At 65.3% G+C, this 19,112-nt stretch carries 18 protein-coding genes and 1 tRNA gene; 9 read left to right on the top strand and 10 right to left on the bottom strand.

The features are described 5' to 3' along the window. Positions 1 to 12 precede the first annotated feature (12 nt). Positions 13 to 924 (top strand): LysR family transcriptional regulator, encoded by a 912-nt coding sequence (locus ACO1P8_RS20270; RefSeq protein ID WP_486297671.1) that lies wholly within the window; start codon positions 13 to 15, stop codon positions 922 to 924. Between the two features lie 56 nt (positions 925 to 980). Here ACO1P8_RS20270 and ACO1P8_RS20265 read toward each other — a convergent pair whose 3' ends face one another. The 5 genes from ACO1P8_RS20265 to ACO1P8_RS20245 are packed head-to-tail and all read right to left on the bottom strand — an operon-like array spanning position 981 to position 7,707. Next, positions 981 to 1,955 (bottom strand): Bug family tripartite tricarboxylate transporter substrate binding protein, encoded by a 975-nt coding sequence (locus ACO1P8_RS20265; protein WP_486297670.1) that lies wholly within the window; start codon positions 1,953 to 1,955, stop codon positions 981 to 983. A gap of 46 nt (positions 1,956 to 2,001) precedes the next feature. Then, complete coding sequence (locus ACO1P8_RS20260) at positions 2,002 to 3,462, bottom strand: sulfatase family protein (protein WP_486297669.1); 1,461 nt, start codon at positions 3,460 to 3,462, stop codon at positions 2,002 to 2,004. An 8-nt stretch (positions 3,463 to 3,470) separates the two neighbouring features. Beyond that, positions 3,471 to 4,625, bottom strand: coding sequence for a mandelate racemase/muconate lactonizing enzyme family protein (locus tag ACO1P8_RS20255; RefSeq protein ID WP_486297668.1), 1,155 nt, complete (start codon positions 4,623 to 4,625; stop codon positions 3,471 to 3,473). Next, positions 4,622 to 6,061 carry an aldehyde dehydrogenase family protein gene (locus ACO1P8_RS20250; protein WP_486297667.1) on the bottom strand — a complete coding sequence of 480 codons (1,440 nt, stop codon included), beginning with the start codon at positions 6,059 to 6,061 and terminating at the stop codon, positions 4,622 to 4,624. Before ACO1P8_RS20250 ends, ACO1P8_RS20255 begins: the two co-directional genes overlap by 4 nt. Then, positions 6,058 to 7,707, bottom strand: a complete 1,650-nt coding sequence (locus ACO1P8_RS20245) for a GMC family oxidoreductase (RefSeq protein ID WP_486297666.1) — start codon at positions 7,705 to 7,707, stop codon at positions 6,058 to 6,060. Before ACO1P8_RS20245 ends, ACO1P8_RS20250 begins: the two co-directional genes overlap by 4 nt. A 62-nt stretch (positions 7,708 to 7,769) precedes the next feature. Between ACO1P8_RS20245 and ACO1P8_RS20240 the strand changes: the two genes are divergently transcribed. Continuing rightward, the gene (locus ACO1P8_RS20240; protein WP_486297665.1) at positions 7,770 to 8,495 is read left to right on the top strand and encodes a GntR family transcriptional regulator; all 726 of its coding nucleotides are present in this window, start codon (positions 7,770 to 7,772) and stop codon (positions 8,493 to 8,495) included. Between the two features lie 313 nt (positions 8,496 to 8,808). Here ACO1P8_RS20240 and ACO1P8_RS20235 read toward each other — a convergent pair. Beyond that, a tRNA-Gly gene (locus tag ACO1P8_RS20235) sits at positions 8,809 to 8,884 on the bottom strand. Between the two features lie 88 nt (positions 8,885 to 8,972). On the opposite strand from ACO1P8_RS20235, the gene murB reads away from it, so the two are divergent. After that, the gene (gene murB, locus ACO1P8_RS20230) at positions 8,973 to 10,052 is read left to right on the top strand and encodes a UDP-N-acetylmuramate dehydrogenase (RefSeq protein ID WP_486297664.1); all 1,080 of its coding nucleotides are present in this window, start codon (positions 8,973 to 8,975) and stop codon (positions 10,050 to 10,052) included. A 58-nt stretch (positions 10,053 to 10,110) separates the two neighbouring features. On the opposite strand, the gene dapB is transcribed toward murB, so the two are convergent. Beyond that, positions 10,111 to 10,902, bottom strand: a complete 792-nt coding sequence (gene dapB, locus ACO1P8_RS20225; protein WP_486297663.1) for a 4-hydroxy-tetrahydrodipicolinate reductase — start codon at positions 10,900 to 10,902, stop codon at positions 10,111 to 10,113. Between the two features lie 101 nt (positions 10,903 to 11,003). Then, entirely contained in the window at positions 11,004 to 11,588 is a 585-nt protein-coding gene (locus tag ACO1P8_RS20220) for an outer membrane protein assembly factor BamE (protein ID WP_486297725.1), read from the bottom strand. A 212-nt stretch (positions 11,589 to 11,800) separates the two neighbouring features. Here ACO1P8_RS20220 and fur point away from each other — a divergent pair, with 212 nt between their 5' ends. Further along, the gene (gene fur, locus ACO1P8_RS20215) at positions 11,801 to 12,220 is read left to right on the top strand and encodes a ferric iron uptake transcriptional regulator (RefSeq protein WP_094840687.1); all 420 of its coding nucleotides are present in this window, start codon (positions 11,801 to 11,803) and stop codon (positions 12,218 to 12,220) included. Between the two features lie 103 nt (positions 12,221 to 12,323). Here fur and recN read toward each other — a convergent pair whose 3' ends face one another. Both recN and ACO1P8_RS20205 read right to left on the bottom strand, forming a co-directional pair. Continuing rightward, a complete protein-coding gene (gene recN, locus ACO1P8_RS20210; RefSeq protein ID WP_486297662.1) occupies positions 12,324 to 13,970 on the bottom strand; it encodes a DNA repair protein RecN in 1,647 nt (548 codons plus the stop codon). A 7-nt stretch (positions 13,971 to 13,977) separates the two neighbouring features. Further along, positions 13,978 to 14,877, bottom strand: coding sequence for an NAD kinase (locus tag ACO1P8_RS20205; protein WP_486297661.1), 900 nt, complete (start codon positions 14,875 to 14,877; stop codon positions 13,978 to 13,980). 118 nt (positions 14,878 to 14,995) lie between these two features. On the opposite strand from ACO1P8_RS20205, the gene hrcA reads away from it, so the two are divergent. The 5 genes from hrcA to ACO1P8_RS20180 all read left to right on the top strand — a co-directional run. Continuing rightward, positions 14,996 to 16,003, top strand: a complete 1,008-nt coding sequence (gene hrcA, locus ACO1P8_RS20200) for a heat-inducible transcriptional repressor HrcA (RefSeq protein ID WP_486297660.1) — start codon at positions 14,996 to 14,998, stop codon at positions 16,001 to 16,003. A 45-nt stretch (positions 16,004 to 16,048) separates the two neighbouring features. After that, positions 16,049 to 17,131: a ferrochelatase gene (gene hemH, locus ACO1P8_RS20195; protein WP_486297659.1), complete on the top strand. Its 1,083-nt coding sequence runs from the start codon at positions 16,049 to 16,051 to the stop codon at positions 17,129 to 17,131. Between the two features lie 123 nt (positions 17,132 to 17,254). Next, the gene (gene grpE / locus ACO1P8_RS20190; protein WP_486297658.1) at positions 17,255 to 17,821 is read left to right on the top strand and encodes a nucleotide exchange factor GrpE; all 567 of its coding nucleotides are present in this window, start codon (positions 17,255 to 17,257) and stop codon (positions 17,819 to 17,821) included. A gap of 62 nt (positions 17,822 to 17,883) precedes the next feature. Beyond that, positions 17,884 to 18,219, top strand: a complete 336-nt coding sequence (locus tag ACO1P8_RS20185; RefSeq protein WP_486297724.1) for a thioredoxin family protein — start codon at positions 17,884 to 17,886, stop codon at positions 18,217 to 18,219. A 94-nt stretch (positions 18,220 to 18,313) separates the two neighbouring features. Beyond that, on the top strand, positions 18,314 to 19,112 hold a 799-nt coding region (locus ACO1P8_RS20180; RefSeq protein ID WP_486297657.1), incomplete at its 3' end, for an Hsp70 family protein.

Genomic DNA, 19,112 nt, shown 5'->3' with positions numbered 1-19,112 from the left:
TAGGAAAAACTGATGCGTCGGTATTCCCTGGCCCAGATCGAGGCATTGGCGGCCATTACGAAACTGGGCTCGTTCCAGGCGGCCGCGAGGCACATGAACGTCACCCAGCCCACGGTCTCTTTACGGGTACGCGAGTTGGAGGACGCCCTGGGCACCAAGCTCTTCGAGCGGGACGGGCGCGCGGCCAGGCTGAGCGCCGCGGGTGCCGTCGCCGTGCACTACACCGACGAAATACTGCGGCTGCTGGACGAACTGGAAACCCGCCTGCGCACGGGCGACCCTCTGCACGGCACGCTCAGAGTGGGGTCTTCGGAGACCATCGCCATCGCCGTGCTGCCGAAGATCGTGACGCTGCTGGGCGAGCGCTACCCTCGCCTCAAGGTTGAATTGACGGTCAGCAATAGTTTTGTGCTGCTGGACGGCCTGGCGCATAACCGGCTGGACCTGGCGATCCTGGCCGACCCCGGCCATTTGACCGGCACGCATGTGGAGCCGTTGGCGCTCGCGCCGTTGGCCTGGATGGGAAGCCGCTCCACCTCGCTGCCGGACGCGTTCGTCGATCCTGTATCGCTGTCGAGACTCACCATTCTTTGCATGCCGGAGCCCTCGCCCCTGCACGAGATGATGGTCAACTGGTGGGAAAGGGAAGGCGGGCAGGGGCTGCGGGTCAGTACCTGCAATAGCCTGGCCATGCTGGGGCGGCTGGTGGCCGCGGGCGTGGGCGTCGGCGTGCTGCCCACGTGCATCCTGCGCAATGAAATCCAGCGCGGTTCTGTCGTGAGCTATCGGCAGGCGACGCCGTTCAAGCCGTTGCAGATATGCGCGGCGTACCGCAACGCGTCCCTGTCCGAAGGGATAGAGGCCCTGGTCGGCATTGCGCGGCGGGTCATGCTCGATTCGCGATATTTCGCGCCGCTGGAGTAGGGCCGGGCCTCGCCAGCGCGAGGCTCCGTCCAGTGTTGGCAGGACCCGGTCGATCCCTAGTCGATCTTCAGATCCGCCGATTTCACGACCTGCGTCCATTTGTCGGTCTCGGCCTTGACGAATCGGCCGAAATCGCGAGGACTGCTGTAGCGCACCTCGTCGCCCTGGGCGGCCAGGCTGGCCTGCACCGATTTGTCCTCCAGCGCCATCTTCAGGGCGGTATTCAGCTTGTCGACGATGGGCGCGGGCGTATCGGCCGGCGCGAACAATCCCCACCACGCGCTTGCCTCGAACCCCTTGATGCCGATCTCGTCCAGCGTGGGCAGGTTGGGGAAGGCAACCGAGCGCTTGGCGCCCGTCGTGGCCAGCGCGCGTATCTTGTTTCCCTTCACGAGCCCCTGGACGACGGGAATGTGGTTGATGGAGAAGGCAATGTCTCCGGCGACCAATGCCGTCATGGCCGCGGGGCCGCCACTGTAGGGAATATGCGTGGTCGACAAACCGTTGTATTGCTTGAAGAGTTCCCCTGCCAGATGGGGAAAGGTGCCGTTGCCGTTACTGCCGTAGAAGGCCTTTTCCTGCTGCGACTTCAAATAGGAAACAAGCTCCGGCACGGTGTCCGCCTTGACCTTCGGTCCGACCACCACGACCAGCGGGCCCGAGCTGATCTGGCCGATGGGCACGAAGTCGGTTTGCGCGTTATAGGGCAGGTTTTTGTACAGGGCCGGGCCGAACACCTGCGTCGCGGATCCACCCATCAACACGGTATAGCCGTCCGGCTTTGCCCGGGAAACATAGGCCGCGCCGATGGTGCCACCCGCGCCGGGCTTGTTTTCCACGATCACGGATGTGCCCAGGGCGTCGGCCATCTTCTGGCCCACCATGCGGGCCACGACATCCACCACCCCGCCCGCGGGGAACGGAACCACCAGGCTCACGGGACGGGAAGGGAAGGCCGCCTGCGCGTGGACCGCGGCAGCGTTTGTGCCTGCGATCAGCGCAAGCAGCGCCGCCAGTGCGATTCGTTTCATGATTTGTCTCCTTTCGATTCGTTGTTTTTTGCCGATGCCCGTCGGCCTAGACGAGCATCGGCTGCTGCGGCTTCAAAGCCGGATGTTGCCGGCTGCCGATCGCGCCGCGCAGCGACCACTCCAGCAGATCCTTGATCATCCGTTCCTTCATGGCCTGGTGTTCGGGCGCGGTCCACAGGTTGTTCAGCTCGCCCGGGTCCTGCTCCATGTCGTAGAGTTCGCCCGCCGTTTCACCCAGGTAGTAGACGATCTTCCATTTCGCATCGCGGCACATCACCATGTATTCCGCGCCGGTCTGTATGTGGTCGCGGGCCAGTTCCGCGTATACCGCCGAGCGGATGTCCTTCGCCTCGTCGCGCAGGATGGGCCACAAGGACCGGGCCTCGAAGGAAGGCGGCACCGGCACGCCGGCCGATTCCAGGATCGTGGGCGCAAGATCCATCAGTTGGACCAGCGCGTCGGATTGCCGGGGTTTCACCATGGACTTCGACCAGAGGATGAGCGGCACGCGCACGGAGCAGTCGTACATCGTCCATTTCTGGATATGTCCATGGTCGCCCAGCGCGTCGCCGTGATCGGAGGTGAAGATGACCAGGGCGTTGTCCAGGTAGCCTTTTTCATCCAGCATCGCCATGATCTGGCCGACCTGGCTGTCTATCATGCTGACGTTCGCCGCGTAATGGCGCCGGACGCGCAGCAGTTCCTCTTTGCTGGCCTGTTCCTTCCACGCGACCGAGTCGTAGTTGCTGCGGATCATGTTGCCGCGCAAGGTCGCGTGCATGGGCGGCTGCGCGGCAAGCTCCCGCGCCGTGGGTTCCGGCACGGGGATGTCGACGTCCCGGTACATGTCCAGGTAGCGGGGCAAGGGGTCGTACGGAGGATGCGGTCCGGGAAAGCCGATCTGCAGGAACAGCGGGTTCTGCGACTGGCGTTCTTTCAGCCACCATGTGGCGTGGTCGCCGATGAACATGTCCGAATGCATGTCTTCGTCCATGTCCCAGGGGAAAGCCCCCAGGGCGCGTTTGTAGCCTGTCGGATCCGCCTTGTGGCGCGTATAGCGGCTGGGCTTCTGCAACTTGCGCGCGTGCAGGGCTTTGTCCCATTCGTCGTACAGCGCGCGCGTGTGCTCATCCAGGAACAGCGGGCGGTCCTTGTTCTCGACGAAGAAGCGCTGATGGAATCCTCCCTTGGCGTCGTAGGGGTTGATGTGCATCTTGCCGATGTTCACGCAGTGGTAGCCCGCGTCCGCCAGCGAGTCGACCCAGGTCGGTTCCCAGGGATGGAAGTTGGTGAATACGCCCGTGGCATGCGGATACATGCCCTGGAACAGGCTGGCGCGCGAGCCCACGCAGACCGGCGAGGTCACGTAGCAATTGTCGAAGGCAGCGCCTTCGCGCGCCATCTTGTCCAGGACCGGTGTCTTCATCCATGGCGCGCCCAGCGCGCCTATGGTGTCGAAGCGCTGCTGGTCCGTCATGATCAGAATGATGTTGGGTTGCTTGTTCATATCGGTCCTCATCGGATGTGCGTACGGCCTGCCGTCTGTTCCGCCACCAGAAATGGGGCGATGGCGTCCAGGTCCGGATCGGCGCCCAGGCCGGGCGCGTCGCCGAGCTGCATCGCGCCGTCCCGCACGGCGGGCAGTCCGCCGGCCAGGCGCTCGCGCAAGGGATTCGGATTGGCGTCGATCTCGGCATAACCTGGGCCGCCGACGGCGGCCTTGAAGTGCAAGGCCGCCCGCATGCCGATCCCGCCGCCCGGCCAATGCGGGCACAGCCACGAGCCGGCCCGGTTCGCCGGCTCGCGCAGCGCGATGCAACGCGAGAAGCCGCCCCATTTCGCCAGGTCGGGCTGCAGGACCTTCAACGTGCCTGAATCCATGAACCGTTCGAAATCGTCGGCGCGGAAGTTTTCCCCGGCGGCCAGCGGGATTTCGCTGTCGCGCGCCAGGGCACGCCAATCTTCCATGGCCGCGTCGGCGCGTATCGGCTCTTCCATCCAAAGCAGGTCGAACCGGCTCAGCCGCGCGATCATGGCGCGGGCCTGTGCCAGGTCCCAGGCCTGGTTGGCGTCGGCCATCAACGTGGCGGTCTCGCCCAGGGTGCCGCGCAAGTTGCGCAGATTGGCGTCATCGATGTCGGCACCGAAACCCACCTTGAGCTTGAATGCCGTGTAGCCGGCGGCCGCTTTCTCGGCCGCCAGCCGTTCGGGCGCGGTGGGGTTCAGGCCGGAGGCGTAGACCGCCACGCGATCCGATTCGCCGCCCAGCAGGCGCCATAGCGGCAGTTCGCGCCGTTTGGCCCATAGATCCCACATGGCGATGTCCATCCCGGCGAGGACCTGCGCCACCGGACCGGGTTCGCCGGATTGCACCGCCAGCACATGGAGCGCGCGGGACAGGGTGGCATGACAATCCGCGGGCGATGCCCAGGGCGCGGCCAGGGCAAGCGGGGCGGCGGTTTCGATCAGCAGGCGTGCACGATGCTCGGCGCCCACCGTGGGAAAGTTGCACCACACTTCTCCCCAGCCGACGATGCCATCCTCGTCGAGAATGCGCACCACGACCGCGGCGCGGTCCCGCAATACGCCGAAGGAGGTCTGCACGGGCGTCGGGACCGGCACGCGGTAGACGGATGCCTGTATGGATTGAAGCGCGATCCCGTCCATCATCGTCCCAGGTACACGGAATGTTCGGTGGTATAGAAGGCCGCGGCGCCGGGACCCACCGAATACGCACCGACACCCGAGGCCTTGACGCCGCCGAAGGGCATATTGCTGTCCGGCGTCGTGCCATGGTTGATATGCAGCATGCCGGTCTCGCACTCATCGACGAAGCGGGCGATGACACGAGCGTCATTGGAGAATAGCGCGGCCGTTAGGCCGTATTCCACTTCGTTGAGCAGGCATAACGCCTCGTCCAGCGTGTCGTAGGGGATCAGGCTGACGACCGGTCCGAAGATTTCTTCCCGGGCCGCCGCCGAGCCGGGCTGCACCTGGTCCAGCAGGGTCGGGGCGTAGAAATAGCCGCCCTCGCAGCCCGGCACCTCGACCGCGACGCCGCCCGTGACGACCGACGCGCCGTCCTGTCTCGCCTGCTGCACCGATCGGCTGACGTGGTCCAGTTGGGCGCGATGCGTCATGGGGCCAATGTGGGTGCGTGGATCGCATCCCTCTCCCAGGCGCATTGCCGCCATGCGTTGCGCCAGCCCGGCGGCGACTCCGGCATGCAGCTCCCGCCGCGCCAGTACGCGGCTGACCGCGGTGCAGCGCTGGCCGGAGCACATCATGGCGGCCTGCGCGACCTGGTCCAGGCAGGCCTCCAGGTCGTCCGCGTCATGGATGACCGCGGCGTTCTTGCCACCCAGTTCCAGCGAAACCTCGGCCAGGTTGGTTGCGGTGGCAGCGAGGATGCGCTTGCCCGTGGCCACCGAGCCGGTGAAAGTCACGCCGTGTATGCCGGGATGGCTGACCAGGGCGTGGCCGATCTCCGGACCGCCATGGATGACCTGCACCAGCGCCTTGGGCAGAATGTCCGCCGCGATGTCGCCCAGCAGGCAAGCGGCGGCGGGCGTGAACTCGGACGGCTTGACGATAATGGCATTGCCGAAAGCCAGGGCCGGCGCGATCTTGCGCATGGGCGTCATGACCGGGAAATTCCACGGCGTGATGGCGGCGATGACCCCGCGAGGGCGGCGCACCACCAGGTTCCGCACGCCCGGCCGCAACGATGCGGCATGGCGGGAGCCGCCCTCGGCCATGGCATGCTGCAGCATGTAGCGGCTTTCCGAGCACGCCTTGGCCACTTCGCCCCGGCTCTCCTGCACCGTCTTGCCCTGTTCCGCCGTAATGGCCTCGGCCAGGGCATCGCGTCGGGCCTCGATGGCGTCGATGTACAGGGACAGCAGGTCGCAGCGCTGGGCGACCGTCAGCCGGCGCCACTCCCGTGCCGCCCGGGCTGCCGCGGCCGCGGCGCTCTCCACCAGCGCGATATCGGCCAGGTTGTATTGTCCGATCGTCTCCGCGGGGCGTGCCGGGTTCAGGGTAGTGAATGTCGGGCCGGCCTGATGCCAGGCGCCATCGACGAGGTTGCCGTAGGTGTATTTCATTGGGAATTTCCGGAGTGGCTTGGATGCGCGCCGGCCGCTGCCAGGACCAGGCTCGCGCCTTTTTCGGCAATCATGATGGTGGGCGCGTTGATGTTGGCCGATGTCACGCTGGGCATGACCGAGGCGTCGATAACGCGCAGGCCCGACACGCCATTGACCTGCAGCGAGGGATCCACCACCGCCATACCGTCGCTGCCCATCCGGCACGTGCCGCTTGGATGGAAAATGGTGCTGCCGTGCTCGCAGGCGAATCGCAGCAGATCGCGGTTCGAGAACTGCTTTTGCGATGGGAGCACCGGCGCGTCGACGAGGTCCCGGAAGGGTGCTTGCGCATAGATTTCCGTCAACATGCGCAGGCCATCCGCCAGCGTCTGGCGGTCGATCTCTTCGGCCAGGTAGTTGGCCTGGATACGCGGCGCCGCGAACGGATCGGTGGACGTAATTTCCACGCTGCCGCGCGATGCCGGGCGGCACTGGCAGGCGCTGGCGGTGAATCCCGCGAACCGGTGCAGGGGCTCGCCGGGTTTGTCCACCGACAAGGGCATGATGGCGAACTGGATATCGCTGCGCGTGCCGACGGCGTGCCGGGTGCGGGCGAAGCCGCCCGCCTGGCCCGCGCCCACCGTAAGGGGACCTCGCCCGTACAGCAGCCAGTCCAGGCCCATCGAGGCCAGCCTGAGCGGATTGCGCACATCGTTGTTCAGCGACTTCCGTGTCTTGAGCCTGACGATCGTGCGCGCCTGGTAATGATCCTGCAGGTTCGCGCCTACCCCTGCGGCATCGGCCACCACCGGTATGCCCATCCTGCGCAGCAGGCTGGCGGACCCCACGCCTGACAGCTGCAGGATCTGTGGGGACTGGATGGCGCCGGCGGACACGATGACTTCGCAGTCGGCTGTGGCTTTCTCCACCTGGCGATCGCTTATCCATTCCACGCCCACTGCGCGCCGGTTCTCGAACAGTACCCGGCTTACCTGAGCCCGCGTGATCACCGTCAGATTGGGGCGGCCGAGCACCGGCCGGAGGAAGGCGGCCGCGGCACTCGAGCGCCAACGGCCCTTCAGCGTCAGCTGGTAATTGCCGACGCCGTAATCGGTTTCGCCATTGAAGTCTGCGTTGCCGGGCAGCCCGAAGGCCTGCGCCGCCTGCAACCATGACTGGCAATAGGGATGGTCGTTGCGCAAAGGCGAAACGCCCAATTCCCCTTCGGTGCCGTGGTAGGGCGTGGGCGGGCCGCTATAGCACTCGGAGCGTTTGAAGAAGGGCAGCACGGACTGATAGTCCCAGCCATGGGCGCCCGCCTCGGCCCAGCCGTCGAAATCTTCCTTCTGGCCGCGCGTGTAAATCAGGCCGTTGATGGAGCTGGATCCACCCAGCACGCGGCCGCGCGGCCAGGCAATCTTGCGCCCTTGAAGCGCGGCCCCGCCTTCGGCTCGGAAGACCCGTGAGAAGCGCTCGTCGTAAATGGTTTTGAAGTAGCCCACCGGCAGGCGCAGCCAGAAGTTGCGGTCCGGTCCCCCGGCTTCCAGCAACAGGACGCGCACGGCCGGATTCGCCGTCAGGCGGTTGGCCAGCAGGGAGCCGGCCGATCCCGCGCCGACGATGATGTAGTCGTAGCCACGACGTTCTCGGGTGCGATGTTGCATAATGCCTGGGTGAAAGATCTAAAAATCTAAAGTTCTATTAATAGTACTTTTGAGTCGTCTCCATGTCAAACCTCAACCCGGACAGCCCCGTACCGCTTTATCTGCAGGTAGCGGACATATTGCGCGAACGCATCGGCAAGCGGGAGTGGCCCGCGGGTACTTGCATCCCGACGCTGGAAGCGCTCGCGGCCGAATTCCAGGTCGCGCGCATCACGGTGCGGCAGGCCGTGCAGCTGCTGACCAAGGAAGGCCTGCTGGTGCCGAAGCGCGGGCTGGGCACGGTGGTGGCAAGGGCGACGGAAAGTCCGAACACCGTGGTGATGAAGACCTCGCTGCAGTCGCTTGCGGCGATGTACGAGTCCACCAGCGCCGAAATGCTGACCTTCGATGAGTCCCATGGCAAACCGCCCGCTACCCCCGATGTGGGAAAACTCGGCGAGAGCTACGTCTTCATGCGCCGCCAGCACTTCACCGAAGGGCAGCCCTACGCGGTCATCGCTTTGTACCTGCTGCAGGAAATCTTCCAGCGGGCGCCGCAGGAATTCCGCTCACGCGCGGTGATTCCGACGCTGATGGAGATGAAGTCGGTGCGGATAGACCGGGCCCACCAGACGATGTCCATCGGCTCGGCGGATACCGAGACCGCGCGCCTGTTGCGCATCCGGGCCGGCAGTCCGGTGGTCAATGTGACGCGCGTATTTTTGGACAAGAAAGGTTTGATTCTCTATTACGCGAACGTGATCTATCGGGGCGACTGGGTGCGGTGGGAGATTGAGCTGCAGCCGTAAGAGCCGTTCGCCGCGCCCGGCGGGCGCGGGGCCGCTCTCGGCAGCGCGCCGGGGTGCCCCATTCTTGCCTGGCGAGGGAGCGATCTGCCGGCAATGCCGGCACCGGGACGCGGGCGGATCGAGGTGACGCCTGCCGGATGCTGGAACCAAAAAGGACGGACGAGGAAGGGCGGGACGAAGGAGAGCGGAATGAAAAAAGCGCGGAATGACAAAAGGAGCGAATCTCGCGATTTCGCTCCTTTCTTGCTGCGGCCTTTTTTGGCGCTGATGGCAGTTATTCCTGAACCTTGATGGAACCCTGCCGATCGAATTCTGGAGCGGGAAACGAGTCTCGAACTCGCGACCTCAACCTTGGCAAGGTTGCGCTCTACCAACTGAGCTATTCCCGCGTTTTGTCTTGCGACTGATCTCATTCGATGCACACCGGCATCGCGTAAAATCAGTCAAGAACGAAACTATATCAGGCTGCCAAACGTAATGTCAAACCCGTCGGCGTCATCCACCGATACGGACACGCTCAAGCCGATTGCGGCGGACCTCACGGCCTTGAACACCCTGGGCCTGGCTTGTTCGGCCGAGGCCTACGTGCGCATTGAATCCCTACGCCAGCTTCCTGCTTTGTCGGCGCTGGCGCGGCGCCATGGGCGTGTGTTCGTGCTGGGTGGCGGCAGCAATGTCGTCCTGCCTTCGGTCATGGCGGGCTTGGTCGCGCATATGGCGATCCCCGGCATCAGGCTGCTGGACACACGGCCCGACGCCTGGATCGTCGAAGCCGGGGGCGGCGAAAACTGGCATGGGTTCGTGGCGCATTGCCTGCGCCACGGCTGGGACGGCCTGGAAAACCTGGCGTTGATACCGGGCACCGTGGGTGCCGCGCCGGTGCAGAACATAGGCGCGTACGGCGTCGAACTGGACCAGCGCTTCCTGGGCCTGAGTGCCTGGGATATCGAGCGCGGCGAGATGGCGGAGCTGTCGGCGCGGGATTGCCGCTTCGCCTATCGGGACAGCCGGTTCAAGCATGACGCCCCGGGCCGTTGGGCGATCGTCGCCGTGCGCTTCGCGCTGCCCCGGCCGTGGCGACCGGTGCTGGACTATCCGGATCTGCAACGGCATCCTGCGCTGGGCAGCGGGGCCGACCGGTCAGCCCCGCCGGCGAATGGCGCGGGGGTTTCCGCCCGTGCGGTTTTCGATGCCGTCTGCGCGATACGTCGGGAAAAATTGCCGGATCCTGCCGTAATCGGCAACGCGGGCAGCTTCTTCAAGAACCCTATCGTCAGTGCCGATCGGTATGCCGCCTTGCGTCAGCGCTTTCCCGGCGTGGTGGCTTATCCCCAGGCGGACGGACGTTGCAAGCTGGCGGCCGGATGGCTGATCGACCAATGCGGATGGAAAGGGCGCAGGCTGGGCGCCGCCGGCGTACACGACCGCCAGGCGTTGGTACTGGTCAACCGGGGCGGGGCCCGCGCGGCGGACATCATGGCACTGGCCGATGCCATTCGGGCCGACGTCAACGCGCGTTATGGCGTCGAGCTGGAACCGGAGCCCGTGCGTCCTTGATCCGCCGCGGCCTGGCGTGGCGGTGCCGGCAAGGTCGCGGCTACCCGCCGCGATCGCGCTACAGGCCCAGCACGCCTTGCATGTCGAACAATCCCTGCGTTTTGTCGCGCAGGAAGGCGGCCGCCCGCAGGCTGCCCTGTGCATAGGTGGAGCGACTGCTGCTGCGGTGCGTAATCTCGATGCGCTCGCCGATGCCGCAGAAGTAGACGGTGTGGTCGCCCACGATGTCGCCGCCGCGTACCACGGAAAAGCCGATGGTGCCCGGCTCGCGCACGCCGGTTTCGCCATGGCGCGTCCAGGTGGCCACATCCGGCAAGTCCACGCCCCAGGCCTTCGCGACGGTTTCGCCCATCTTCAGTGCGGTGCCCGAGGGCGCATCGACTTTTTTGTTGTGGTGCGCCTCGAAGACCTCCACGTCGTAGCCGGAATTCAGGATGCGCGCGGCGACCTCCAGCAGGCGCAGCGTGGCGTTCATGCCTACGCTCATGTTCGGCGCGAATACGATGGCGATGCGTTGCGCGGCCTGCGCGATGGCGGCCCGACCCGCGTCATCGAAGCCGGTGGTGCCGATGACGGCCTTGACCCCATGCCGCACGCAGGCGTCGAGGTGTCGCAGCGTGCCTTCGGGGCGCGTGAAATCGATCAGGCAATCGGCACCGGCCAGGGCTTCGATATCGTCGGTGATGGCGACCCCTGTATTGCGTCCCAGGAATGCGCCGGCATCCTCGCCGATATGGCTGCTGCCCGCGCGATCGAGGGCGACAGCCAGCGTCATGTCGGGGTGTTCCAGGACCGCTTCTATCAGCATGCGGCCCATCCGGCCGCCTGCGCCGGCAATGGCGATGCGCATGGAAATTCCTTGTCGTTGGTGAGTTATCGCGTTACGTGCATCTGCCGGAATCCGCCGGCATTGGCGTTGGTTCCGCCGGCTGCGTGGGCAGCGGCCGCGGCCTACTGCGCCGCCCCGGCAGGCGTCCCGGGCTGCGTGGTGCGGGACGTGCCCGCGGGTGCGGACCCGGCGGGCGAAGCCTGGGCCGGCGTATTGCCAGACGAGCTGGCGGCCGCGGGGCTGTTGCCGGACGAGGTAACCCCCACGGGCAGCCCGCCACCGGCAGGGGCGACAGGCCCCGTGCTGGCCGGAGCCGGATTCTGCGGCGCGGCGCCGCCATTGCCGGGGGCCTTGGCCTGCGTGGCCTGCTCGTTCGCCAGCTGGAAGGGCTGGACGTCCGGCTGTTTGTCGCCCTCCCAGCGGGTGAGCTTGTCGTTCTCGAAGAAAACGGTGAACTTGCGTTCCTGGCTGGGACCGTAGCCCGGCTTGAAGTAGTAGGGGTAATCCCAGCGGTCGCCGTGGAGCACGCTGGTCAGCGTGGGGCTGCCCAGGGCGAAGCGCACCTGTTCGCGTGTCATGCCGGGGCGCAGCAGGGCGACCTGTTCACTGGTGATCCAGTTGCCTTGCTGGACCGGCGCAATATACGGAAAACCCCATTTGCCGGAGGAGCATCCCGCGAGAGCGGCAGCGATCGCCGTAGCGGCGATGGCCGCCCTCAGGCAGCGGGATGTGGATCGTACGATTCTGGACACTCGGGGTTCCCCGTAATGGATACTGGCAAAACCGTTATCATAAAGGTTTATCAAGTCATTCCGCGTGGCGTAGGCGACAGGGCGCGAAAGCGCAGGGGAATCGGGTCGGCGGCTACGCCGCCCAGGTTCCCGCCGGGTCGACGGCGCGGAACTCTCTCTACTGGACCATGACCGATCAAAGCGACCTCAAGACCATGGGTTTGAAGGCCACCTTTCCGCGCCTGAAGATCCTGGACATTTTCCGCAAAGCGGAGCAGCGCCATCTTAGCGCGGAAGACGTTTACCGCGCCCTGATCGGCGAAAACGTCGAAATCGGGCTGGCCACGGTCTATCGCGTGCTCACGCAGTTCGAGCAGGCGGGTATCCTGGCGCGCAGCCAGTTCGACAGCGGCAAGGCCGTTTTCGAACTGAACGATGGGGATCATCACGATCACCTCATCTGCACGAACTGCGGCAAGGTCGTTGAATTCAACGACATCGATATCGAAAAGCGCCAGCACAAAATCGCCAAGGACAACGGCTTCCTGCTGGAAAGCCACGCGATGGTACTGTACGGCACCTGCGGCGACTGCGGCAGTCGGCGCTAGCCTTGACGGCCCCCGGGCCTTGCGGGGCCGGTAGTGGCCCGCGGGGCCCTGCCGGCCGCCTCGTGCCCGACCAGGGGGCGCCCCGAGTCCACCCCGGCCTTCATCAGGCGCCCAGCATTTCGCGGGCGTGCTGCCGCGTGGTGGCCGTGATCTTGATCCCGCCCAACATGCGCGCAATCTCTTCCACGCGTGCATCGGCATCGAGCTCCACGATGCGCGAATGCGTGGTGCCGGCTTTCTCCGCCTTGCTTACCTGATAGTGCGCGCCACCGCGCGCCGCCACCTGGGGCAGGTGGGTCACGCAAAGCACCTGGTGACGTTGGCCGAGTTCCCCCAGCAGGCGGCCGACGACTTCCGCCACGGCGCCGCCCACCCCGCTGTCGACCTCGTCGAAGATCAGCGTCGGCACGCGCGCGGCACGGCTGGCGATCACGGACAGGGCCAGGGAAATGCGGGAAAGTTCGCCGCCGGACGCCACTTTGGCCAGCGGGCGGGGCGTGGTGCCGGCGTGGCCGGCTACCAGGAATTCCACCGCGTCGTCGCCCTGCGCCGACGCGGCCGCCGCTTTTTCGACCGATACTTCAAAGCGACCGCCTTGCATGGCCAGCGTCTGCATGGCTTCCGTCACGATCTTGCCGAGCTCCTTGGCCGCTTTGCGGCGGGCCACCGACAGTTTGCCGGCCGCCTTGGCGTAGTCGGCCTGCGCCGCTTCGGTCTGCGCACGCAGTGCATCGATGTCGGCCGCCGCGGACATCTCCGCCAATTGGCCGCGCAACGATTCGCGCAGGGCGGGCAGGGTTTCCGGCTCTGTCTTGAATTTGCGCGCCAGTTCGAAAACCGCGCCCAGTCTTTGCTCGGCCTGCGCCAGCCTGGCGGGATCCAGTTCGACCCGGCTGACATAGTTGTTCAGGTCCGAGACGGCCTCGGCAATGGCGATGCGGGCGGATTCCAGTTCTTCGCACACGCCAGCCAGGGCAGGGTCGTGGCGGCGCAGTTGCTCCAGCACATGAACCGCCGAGACCACGCGGTTGTGCGCCGATTCGTCGTCACCGTCCAGCGCCTGAAGGGTGCGCGACGCGCCATCCAGCAGGGATTGCGCATGCGCGAGGCGGGTGTGTTCGGTCTGCAGGGTTTCCCATTCACCGGGATGGGGATCGAGCTTGTCCAGTTCGTCGAGCTGCCATTGCAGGCGCTCGCGGTCCGCCTCCAGCGAGACGCTGTCGCGTTCCACGCTTTCCAACTGCCTGGCAAGCTGGCGCCAGCGCTTCCAGGCCTGCGCGACCGTCTGGCGCAGTTCGCCATGGCCACCCTGGGCGTCCAGCAGGTCGCGTTGGGCGTCCGGCCGCATCAGGCTTTGATGCGCATGCTGGCCATGGATGTCCACCAGGCTGTCGCCCAATTCGCGCAACTGCGCCATGGTGGCCGGCACGCCGTTGATGAATGCGCGGCTGCGGCCTTGCGGGTCGACCACGCGGCGCAGGACGAGTTCTTCTTCCGCATCGATTTCGCGTTCGGCCAGCCACTCGCGCAGATGGGCTGGCGTGTCGAAGACCGCGCTGACATCCGCGCGCGCCGCGCCTTCGCGCAGGACGGATGCATCGGCGCGTTCGCCGAGGGTAAGCGCCAGCGCGTCGATCAGGATGGACTTGCCGGCGCCGGTTTCGCCGGAAAAGACGGTGAAACCGGCACCGAAATGGATGTCGGCTTTTTCAACGATGACGAAATCCCGGATATGCAGCGTGCGCAGCATGGCAGCGTCATTCTCCGCTGTCCGTGGCCTGCGGCATCAGGTTCCAGTGGAGCTTGCGGCGCAGGGTGGTGAAGAAGTTATAGCCTTCCGGGTGCAGAAAGCGGATGGTGTGCGGCGCCCGCCGCACGACGATGCGGTCGCCCGGCTGCAGGTCCGACCAGGTCTGCATGTCGAAATGGCAGGAGGCGCCGTGTTCGACGCGGCCCATGCCGGTCAGCGTCATGGTCAGTTCGCCGTTGTCCGGAATGACAATGGGGCGGTTCGACAGCGTTTGCGGGGCGACGGGTACGAGCACCATGGCTTGCAGGCCGGGATGCAGGATGGGGCCGTTGGACGACAACGCATAGGCGGTGGAGCCGGTCGGCGTCGCCACGATCAGGCCGTCCGCCCGCTGGGTATACATGAATACGCCATCCAGTTCGACACGGACTTCGATCATGCCGCCGCGGCCCGCCCGGTTGAGCACCACGTCGTTCACCGCCGAGGCATTGAACATCTGGGTGTCGCCGCGCCAGATGCTGCCTTCCAGCAGCATGCGGTCTTCGGCCTCGAAATTGCCTTCCAGGACGCGCGCCAGGGCGTTCTTGGCGTCATGCAGGGGGATGTCGGTGATGAAGCCGAGGCGGCCATGGTTGACGCCGATCAGCGGCACGCCGTAGGGCGCCAGGTAGCGGGCCGCGCCCAGCATGGTACCGTCGCCGCCCATGACCACGGCCAGGCTGGCGCTCTGGCCGATCTCGTCGATGCCGGCGACGGGAAATTCCGCCAGTCCTGTATTGTGGGAGGTGTCGCGTTCGATAAGCACGCCACGGCCTTCCTCGGTCAACATCTGGGCCAAGGCGCGTAGCGGCGCATCCAGGCCGGTGTCCTGGTACCTGCCGATGAGGGCGACGGTGGGGAAATGCATGCTGGAGGCGAGCTTCCGGGGTGGGTTTAGGCTAGGATTCAACGATTATATGGGGCCATATTTGCCTTTGCGGGACAAAATTGGCACCGTTGTAAAAAAGATTCCATAAAATAGCGACATGGACGACCGCGCACGCGCACTGCTCAAGGCGTTGATTGAACGCTATATCGCCGACGGCCAGCCGGTCGGATCGCGCACCCTTTCCAAGGTGTTCGACCTGTCGCCCGCCACGATACGGAATGTGATGGCGGATCTGGAAGACTCCGGCCTCATCCATAGCCCGCATACGTCATCGGGACGCATCCCCACGCCGCGTGGCTACCGCCTGTTCGTCGATTCCCTGCTCGCGGTGCGCAGCTACGACATCCAGCCGGAACATATCCGCGAAAGCCTGCCGGCGGCCGAACCCGCCCGTGCGGTCAACGCGGCGGCGGCGCTGCTGTCCAACCTGACGCAGTTCGCGGGGGTGGTGCTGACGCCCAAGCGGGCCCAGGTGTTCCGGCAAATCGAATTCATCCGGCTCTCCGACCAGCGCGTCCTGCTGATCATCGTTACCCCCGATGGCGACGTGCAGAACCGTATCCTGTTCGTGCAACGCGACTACGCCGAACACGAACTGCTGGAGGCCGCGAACTTCTTCAACGTCCATTTCGCCGGCAAGTCCTTCGATGCGGTGCGGCGCACGCTGGCTACCGAGCTTGCGCAACTGCGCGACGACATTTCGCGCCTGATGCAGGCGGCGGTAGAGGCCGGCACCGAGGCCGTCGAGGATGGCGATGCGGTGGTGATCTCGGGCGAACGCAAGCTCCTCGACGTGACGGACATCGCCTCGGACATGGACCGGCTGCGCAAGATGTTCGCGCTTTTCGAGAAGAAAACCGACCTGCTGCAGCTGCTGGATGTCTCCAGCCGCGCGCAGGGTGTGCAGATCTATATCGGCGGCGATTCGCAACTGATGCCGCTGGAGGAAGTTTCCGTCATCACGGCGCCCTATGGCGTCGACGGCAAGGTGGTCGGCACGCTGGGCGTGATCGGTCCCACCCGCATGTCCTACGAGCGCGTTATTCCCATCGTTGATATTACGGCGCGCCTGCTGTCCAACGCCCTGAGTCATAACCACAAATAAACCGGCGGTCCCTGCGGGGGACGGCATGGCTGGCGAGGTATCCGCGTGTTCCTGCGTGCGTTCAAGTATCTTTGGCCCGAGCGTTTCCTGCCGGAACCCGAGCAGGCCGATCCGTTTTCGGAGCAGGCCCATGCCGGGCCCGGCAAGACCGGCGTGCTGCTGATCAATCTGGGCACGCCGGAGGCGCCCACGGCAAAGGAAATCCGACGCTACCTGGGCGAATTCCTGGCCGATCCGCGCGTGATCGAAATCCCGCGCTACCTGTGGTGGCCCATCCTGAATGGCCTGATCCTGACCCTGCGCCCGAAGAAACTGGTGCCGCGCTATCGTGGCATCTGGATGGACGGCGGCTCGCCCTTGATGGTCTACAGCCGCCGGCAGGCCGAAGGACTGGGGCGGCAACTGGCGGCGCGGGGTATCCAGGCGGAAGTGGCGCTGGGCATGCGCTACGGGTCGCCATCGGTGGCCAATGCGATCGACGATCTGCGCCGGCGCGGCTGCGAGCGCATCCTGGCCGTGCCCATGTACCCCCAATACGCCGCCAGCACCACGGCGACTGCCGTGGACGCGGTGGCCCGGCATGCGGCCCGCCTGCGCGATCAGCCGGAGCTGCGCTTCGTCAAGCGTTTCCACGATGATCCCGGATACCTGCAGGCGGTGGTGGGTCGCATCGAGGACTACTGGCGCGAGCATGGCCGGCCGCAGAAGCTCGTCATGAGCTTTCATGGCCTGCCGCGCTATTCGGTGGAGCTGGGCGATCCTTATTATCAGGATTGCCTGCGTACCGGCCGCCTGCTGCGCGAACGCCTGGGGATGATGCCGGAACAGGCGCTGGTCACCTTCCAAAGCCGCTTCGGCTCGGCCCGCTGGCTGGAGCCCTACACCGCGCCCACGTTGATCGGTCTGGCCCAGGACGGCGTGACGGAGGTCGACGTGGTCTGCCCCGGCTTCCTGGCGGACTGCCTGGAAACCCTCGAAGAGATCCAGGTCGAGGCCCGCGATGCGTTTCTGGCCGCCGGCGGCAAGCGCCTGCGGTATATCCCGGCCGTCAACGACGACGAGGCATGGATCCGCGCCCTGACCGACCTGGTGCAGCGCAATCTGCAGGGCTGGCCCAGCACTGTTTAAAAACACGAATAATTTCAATTATTTGGGCGCCAGGCGGGCGTTTCCCTTTAACCCGCCTTGAAATGGGGGCATCGGCCCCCATAGTGGATGGCAAACGTTATTTGTCACCCGGAGGATGTATCCATGACGGCACAGAACGAGCCTGCCGAGAAAAGGCCCGACCACGAGTCGCCGGCGGCGGACGCAACGCCCGCGAACGGCGCGGATGGGCAGCAGGATTTGCTGTCGGCCCTGCGCGCTGAATTGGAAGCGGCCCAGGCCAAGGCCGCCGAGCACTACGACCAGCTGTTGCGCACACGCGCCGACGCGGAGAACATCCGCCGCCGCGCGCAGGAGGATGTCTCCAAGGCGCACAAGTTCGGCATCGAGTCATTCGCCGAAAGCCTGGTGCCCGTGAAGGACAGCCTCGAGGCGGCGCTCGCGCAGCAGGACCAGACTGTCCAGTTCCTGCGTGAAGGCGTGGAAGCCACGCTCAAGCAACTGGTCTCCGCCTTCGAGCGCAACCGGCTGATGGAGATCGCCCCTGTGGCCGGCGACAAGTTCGACCCGCATCAGCACCAGGCCATCTCGTCGGTGCCGTCCGACCAGCCCGCCAATACCGTGGTCCAGACCCTGCAGAAGGGTTATCTGATCGTCGACCGCGTGCTGCGGCCGGCCCTGGTCGTGGTGTCGGCGGGACAGCAGGGCTGACGGAGCGCGTCGTGACCGCCGCCCAGGCTTTCGATCCCGGCCAGGTGTTCCAGGTCTTCGCCATGCGCCCCGTCGACAGCGACGGATTCGACCGGGAGGTCGTCCAGGCGCCGGGCGATGACCTGCGCTGCGTATTCCTGTGGGGCACCGATTGCTACAACTGCAATCGCTTCAAGCAAGCCGCCCTGCTGCATCAGGATGCATTGCGGGATCTGGGCCTGACCTGGTTCCAGGCGGATGTTTATGCCGACGTGGCACTGGGCCGGCGGTTTTCGCTGCATGGCGTCCCCACTTTTGTGATGTACCGGTCCGGCAAGCGGCTGGGCCGGATTACGGGGTGGCCGGGCTTGCCGGAGTTTTCCGCGGCCATTGGACGGCTGCAAGCGGAAAAGCGGTGAATTCCACGCTTGAAAACCCTGGCGGCAGCCCCACTTATTCGCTAACCGAGTTTTTTACCAATCCTAGAACCGACCTAATTCAAGGTAATCCATCATGAGCAAGATCATCGGCATCGACCTGGGTACGACCAACAGCTGCGTAGCTGTGATGGACGGTGGCCAGGTCCGCATTATCGAAAACGCCGAAGGTGCCCGCACGACGCCTTCCATCATCGCGTACATGGACGACGGCGAGACCCTGGTGGGCGCGCCTGCCAAGCGCCAGGCCGTGACCAACCCCAAGAACACCCTGTACGCCGTCAAGCGCCTGATCGGCCGCAAGTTCGACGAAAAGGAAGTCCAGAAGGACATCAACCTGATGCCCTACAAGATTTCCAAGGCCGACAACGGCGATGCCTGGGTCGAAGCGCATGGCAAGAAGCTGGCGCCTCCGCAGGTGTCGGCCGAAGTGCTGCGCAAAATGAAAAAGACCGCCGAGGACTACCTGGGCGAGGAAGTCACCGAAGCCGTGATCACGGTGCCGGCGTACTTCAACGACAGCCAGCGCCAGGCGACCAAGGACGCCGGCCGCATCGCCGGTCTGGAAGTCAAGCGCATCATCAACGAACCGACCGCGGCCGCGCTGGCCTTCGGTCTGGACAAGGCCGAAAAGGGCGACCGCAAGATCGCGGTGTATGACCTGGGCGGCGGCACGTTCGATATCTCCATTATCGAGATCGCCGACGTCGACGGTGAAAAGCAGTTCGAGGTGCTGTCCACCAACGGCGATACCTTCCTGGGCGGCGAGGACTTTGACGGCGCGATCGTCGAATACCTGGCGGACGAGTTCAAGAAGAAGGAAAACATGGACCTGAAGAGCGACAAGCTCGCCCTTCAGCGCCTGAAGGAAGCGG

This window comes from Bordetella sp. (assembly GCF_057362025.1).
This window is presented reverse-complemented; position numbering and strand designations above follow the sequence as displayed.

Excerpts from the sequence above, each read along its gene's own strand:
- dapB (WP_486297663.1), bottom strand. The coding sequence starts at position 10,902 with ATGCGCATCGCCATTGCCGGCGCAGGCGGCCGGATGGGCCGCATGCTG.
- ACO1P8_RS20245 (WP_486297666.1), bottom strand. The coding sequence starts at position 7,707 with ATGCAACATCGCACCCGAGAACGTCGTGGCTACGACTACATCATCGTC.
- recN (WP_486297662.1), bottom strand. The coding sequence starts at position 13,970 with ATGCTGCGCACGCTGCATATCCGGGATTTCGTCATCGTTGAAAAAGCC.
- ACO1P8_RS20265 (WP_486297670.1), bottom strand. The coding sequence starts at position 1,955 with ATGAAACGAATCGCACTGGCGGCGCTGCTTGCGCTGATCGCAGGCACA.
- ACO1P8_RS20260 (WP_486297669.1), bottom strand. The coding sequence starts at position 3,462 with ATGAACAAGCAACCCAACATCATTCTGATCATGACGGACCAGCAGCGC.
- ACO1P8_RS20240 (WP_486297665.1), top strand. The coding sequence starts at position 7,770 with ATGTCAAACCTCAACCCGGACAGCCCCGTACCGCTTTATCTGCAGGTA.
- murB (WP_486297664.1), top strand. The coding sequence starts at position 8,973 with ATGTCAAACCCGTCGGCGTCATCCACCGATACGGACACGCTCAAGCCG.
- grpE (WP_486297658.1), top strand. The coding sequence starts at position 17,255 with ATGACGGCACAGAACGAGCCTGCCGAGAAAAGGCCCGACCACGAGTCG.
- ACO1P8_RS20250 (WP_486297667.1), bottom strand. The coding sequence starts at position 6,061 with ATGAAATACACCTACGGCAACCTCGTCGATGGCGCCTGGCATCAGGCC.
- fur (WP_094840687.1), top strand. The coding sequence starts at position 11,801 with ATGACCGATCAAAGCGACCTCAAGACCATGGGTTTGAAGGCCACCTTT.
- ACO1P8_RS20205 (WP_486297661.1), bottom strand. The coding sequence starts at position 14,877 with ATGCATTTCCCCACCGTCGCCCTCATCGGCAGGTACCAGGACACCGGC.
- ACO1P8_RS20255 (WP_486297668.1), bottom strand. The coding sequence starts at position 4,625 with ATGATGGACGGGATCGCGCTTCAATCCATACAGGCATCCGTCTACCGC.
- ACO1P8_RS20270 (WP_486297671.1), top strand. The coding sequence starts at position 13 with ATGCGTCGGTATTCCCTGGCCCAGATCGAGGCATTGGCGGCCATTACG.
- hrcA (WP_486297660.1), top strand. The coding sequence starts at position 14,996 with ATGGACGACCGCGCACGCGCACTGCTCAAGGCGTTGATTGAACGCTAT.
- ACO1P8_RS20185 (WP_486297724.1), top strand. The coding sequence starts at position 17,884 with ATGCGCCCCGTCGACAGCGACGGATTCGACCGGGAGGTCGTCCAGGCG.